The sequence below is a fragment of the Pseudoalteromonas sp. BSi20439 genome, from assembly GCF_000241165.1.
Lineage (GTDB): Bacteria > Pseudomonadota > Gammaproteobacteria > Enterobacterales > Alteromonadaceae > Pseudoalteromonas.
Window position 1 is genome coordinate 1 of record NZ_BADW01000066.1, and the last position, 3,899, is coordinate 3,899.

The window sequence follows — 3,899 nt, forward strand, 5'->3', positions numbered from 1 at the left end:
ATTTTAAGTACTACAGGCTATTTTACATAAAGCCACTTTAGCACTTTGATCAGTAATTTATTTTGTTTAAGTAATAAACCAATGCGCGGGTTAACCGAGCCTGATACTAAGGTATTTTTTGCATGGCTAAAGGTGAGAAAACCTTCTTTGCCGTGATAATGCCCCATCCCCGAATGCCCCACGCCACCAAACGGTACATCATCGGCAGCTACTTGTATTAATGTGTCGTTTACCGCAACTGTTCCGCTGAGTGTTTGCTTAATAATGTACTGTTGAGCCTGTTTATCTTGACCTAAAATGTAAAGGGCTAATGGGTGGTCGCGTAATCGAATATAATTAAGCACGTCCTCTAATTTGTCGTAACTCATAATGGGTAAAATGGGACCAAATAGCTCTTCTTGCATTAATTGCATCTCGTCGGTGACATGCGTCACAATATGCAGACCCATACGATGCTTTTCGCCATCTTGCTGGTTTTGTTCAAGCGGTTTAGTAATTTTAGCGCCTTGCTCTTGTGCTTGCTCTAAATAACCTAACAAACGTTGATAATGTGCAGGGCTTATAATCGAGGTCAGGTTTTTGCCTTCTACACCTTGCTTAAAGTGTTTTTTATAAAGGGTACAAAGCGCTTTAATGAATTGATGCTCTAATGCTTCAGGAACAAATACGTAGTCAGGAGCCACACATATTTGCCCTGCATTGGCCATTTTGCCAAATAATAGAGCACGCGCGGCTTTATTTACATCGGCTTTTTCTAACACAATAACGGGCGATTTTCCGCCTAGTTCTAAAGTGACTGGTGTTAAATTTTTACTGGCCGCGGCCATAACTAACTTGCCAACAGCCGTCGAGCCTGTAAACAGTAAATGCGCAAACGGCAATGATGAAAACTCACTTGCCACGTCGCTACCACCTTGAATAATGGTGCAGTGTTGCCTTAATTCACCTGCAAATATTTTTTCAATAACGGCATTGGTGTTAGGCGTAAATTCACTGAGCTTTAACATCACCCTGTTACCCGCTGCAATCGCAGTAATAACAGGTACCAATGCTAGTTGAATAGGATAGTTCCATGGTGCAATCACACCCACCACACCAATAGGCTGATAGGTGACACTTACTTTTGAGGGCCATAAGCTTAACCCCGCGCTGCGATGACTAGGCTTAGACCAGCGAGGTAGCTTTTTAATAATATGCGCAAGCCCCTGCATGGTGGGCAAAATATCACCTACTAAGGTATCAAAGGCCGTTCGGTAACCAAAATCTTTAGATACTGCAGCAATTAAGTCTTGCTCTAACGTTACAATGTTAGCGCGTACTTGCTTAAGTAAAGCAAGGCGTTGCTCAATGGGTAAGTAAGGGGTGTCTTCAAAAGCATGCTTTAGTTCATTAAATTGTGAACGCAAAGTCCCTGTAGATAATGTATCAGTGGTCAAAATAGGCTACTCGATTTATAACGTTTTCAAGACTATAACCTTGATCTGTTACACGAGCAATAAAGAGTGATTTTGCAACATAATGAAAAGCGTTGCAAAAACACTCATAAGGTTGGTTGGAACTCATACCGATGCACTGCTTTTGTGTGCATCGGTTATCTGTTTTGTTAGTTGATTAAAGTGGGTTTTTAAAAACCAAAAACCTGAGCTGCTATGGTCATTGTTACTAAGGTAATTAAAACAATAGCGACAATATTTAACACAAAGCCAGCACGGATCATGTCTTTCATTTTAATTTCACCCGAGCCAAACACAATCGCATTGGGTGGTGTGGCTACTGGCATCATAAACGCACAACTACACGCAATCGCAGCTGGAATAACCCACACTAACGGACTGCCAGTTATTGACTCAGCAACAGGCCCCAGCAATGGTAAAAAGCCTGCGGCTGTTGCCGTATTACTGGTAATTTCCGTTAAGAAAGTAATAAGTGCCACCACCACAAGAATGCTCATAACTAAAGGAATTGCACTGGCCCCCTCAATCATTTTGGCAATGTAGACAGCTAATCCAGATGATTTAATTTGCGAGGCTAGCGTCAAGCCCCCTCCAAATAAAAGCAACACACCCCAAGGTACTTTAGCTGCACTTTCCCAATCTAAAATACGCGCATCACTGCCTTTATTTGCCGGTAGTACAAACAGTAATAATGCAGCGGCAATAGCAATACCGGTATCTGAAATTTTAAGCCCGGTAACATCGCCTAATAAAGGTCTAAACATCCAACAAATAGCGGCAAGCACAAATACAAACAACACGCCCTTTTCAGCACGTTGCATTAGGCCTAAGTCTTTTAATTGTGAAGAGAATACCGCTTTGGTATCAATACGCTTGTTCGCTTGTACATTCGCATCGACCTTATAAGTGAATTTAGTTAACCAAATCCAGCTGATCAGCAACATACCGAGCGCTAAAGGCACACCAACAATCATCCACTCGGCAAAGCCAATTTCAATCTGATAACTGTCTGATAGGTACGCCGCCATTAATGCATTTGGTGGAGTACCGATTAAAGTAGCAATACCGCCAATACTCGCGCCATAAGCAATCGACAGTAAAAGGGCTTTACCAAAACCTTCATTACTAGGATCTGAGCTTTTAACTAAATGGGTAATAGATAAAGCGATAGGTAGCATCATTACTGCTGTAGCGGTATTAGACATCCACATTGATAAAAATGCAGTCACTAACATCATCGCTAAAATCTGTAAGCTTGGTTTTTTACCTGCATAAAGCATAGTTCTTAATGCAATACGCTTGTGTAATCCCCAACGCTCCATCGCTATTGAGATTAAAAAGCCACCTAAAAATAAAAAGATCAGCGGATGCGCATAAGGCGCTGCAACACTTTTTATCGCGGCTATATCAACAATCGGCGAAATCACTAAAGGGAGTAACGCAGTAGCAGGAATAGGCACTACCTCACTCACCCACCACGAGGCCATCCAAAATGCTAAGCCTGCGGTTTTAAATGCTGCCGCCGACATACCTACTGGCGGCTCAACTAAGCAAGTAAGTAGCATGACACATGGGCCAAGTAACAATAACAGCCATTGCATAAATGGCTTTTTATTCGCGTTATTTTCTAAAATACGTTTTGTCATTTGTTCAGCCCTTAAAATTTATATTTAAGACCAAGCGCAACACTGCTATCAGCATTTTCTTCTAGGTCGAGGTCAGTATATAAAAGATAAGCTGTGGTTTGCTTGTCAAATACATAATCTATACCCGTAGTCCACTGTGAAGCGTCTGAGGTTTGACGTAGTTTTGAATCATCTTTTGCAAATTGTACTTTAGGTACCCATTTGTCTAACTTATAGCTTGCGCTTAGTACATAACCGTTGCCAGACTTAGCGCCGTCAATCGATTCTGAATGCTGGTACAATGCCCCTAATTGTAATTTTTCAAACTTATACACACCAGCAATACGGCTTGCTTTAATGTTATTAAGCGAATTGAATCGCCCCGAGTTCATCGGAGACCAGTTTGTTTAAGTCAGGCCACTTTACCTGACTCGTTTAAATTATCATAGTAGTCTGTTTCATATTGAGCTGGTGAAATATACCCAATTGAAGATAATAGGCGTTGATTATTAAACCAATTAACCCACTCTAACGTTGCGTATTCAACAGCATCAACATTCTTCCACGGACCATTTTTGCGAATAATCTCTGTTTTAAATAATCCATTTATTGTTTCAGCCAATACATTGTCATAAGAGTCACCCACACTGCCTACAGACGCTTGAATTCCAGCTTCAGCAAGTCGCTCAGTGTATCGTATAGACAAATATTGGCTGCCTCTGTCGCTGTGGTGAATTAACCCTTCGGGGTTGCCACGATGCCAAATAGCTTGCTCTAACGCATCAAGAATAAGCTCTGTGTGCATTGTCGTTGATACACA

The 3,899-nt window shown here is 41.5% G+C and carries 3 protein-coding genes and 1 pseudogene; all 4 read right to left on the reverse strand.

Annotated features, from left to right (window positions below; genetic code table 11):
* Positions 1-17 precede the first annotated feature (17 nt).
* The gene (locus P20439_RS06215; protein WP_008112384.1) at positions 18-1,436 is read right to left on the reverse strand and encodes a coniferyl aldehyde dehydrogenase; all 1,419 of its coding nucleotides are present in this window, start codon (positions 1,434-1,436) and stop codon (positions 18-20) included.
* Positions 1,437-1,624: 188 nt separating this feature from the next.
* Positions 1,625-3,100 (reverse strand): SLC13 family permease, encoded by a 1,476-nt coding sequence (locus tag P20439_RS06220; RefSeq protein ID WP_008112383.1) that lies wholly within the window; start codon positions 3,098-3,100, stop codon positions 1,625-1,627.
* Positions 3,101-3,111: 11 nt separating this feature from the next.
* A pseudogene (locus tag P20439_RS06225) lies at positions 3,112-3,453 on the reverse strand (porin); the annotation flags it as partial.
* Positions 3,454-3,491: 38 nt separating this feature from the next.
* On the reverse strand, positions 3,492-3,899 hold a 408-nt coding region (locus tag P20439_RS06230), incomplete at its 5' end, for a DDE-type integrase/transposase/recombinase (protein WP_036933061.1).

Bases quoted from the DNA above. Each gene is read 5' to 3' on its own strand.
- P20439_RS06220 (WP_008112383.1), bottom strand. From the start codon at position 3,100: ATGACAAAACGTATTTTAGAAAATAACGCGAATAAAAAGCCATTTATG.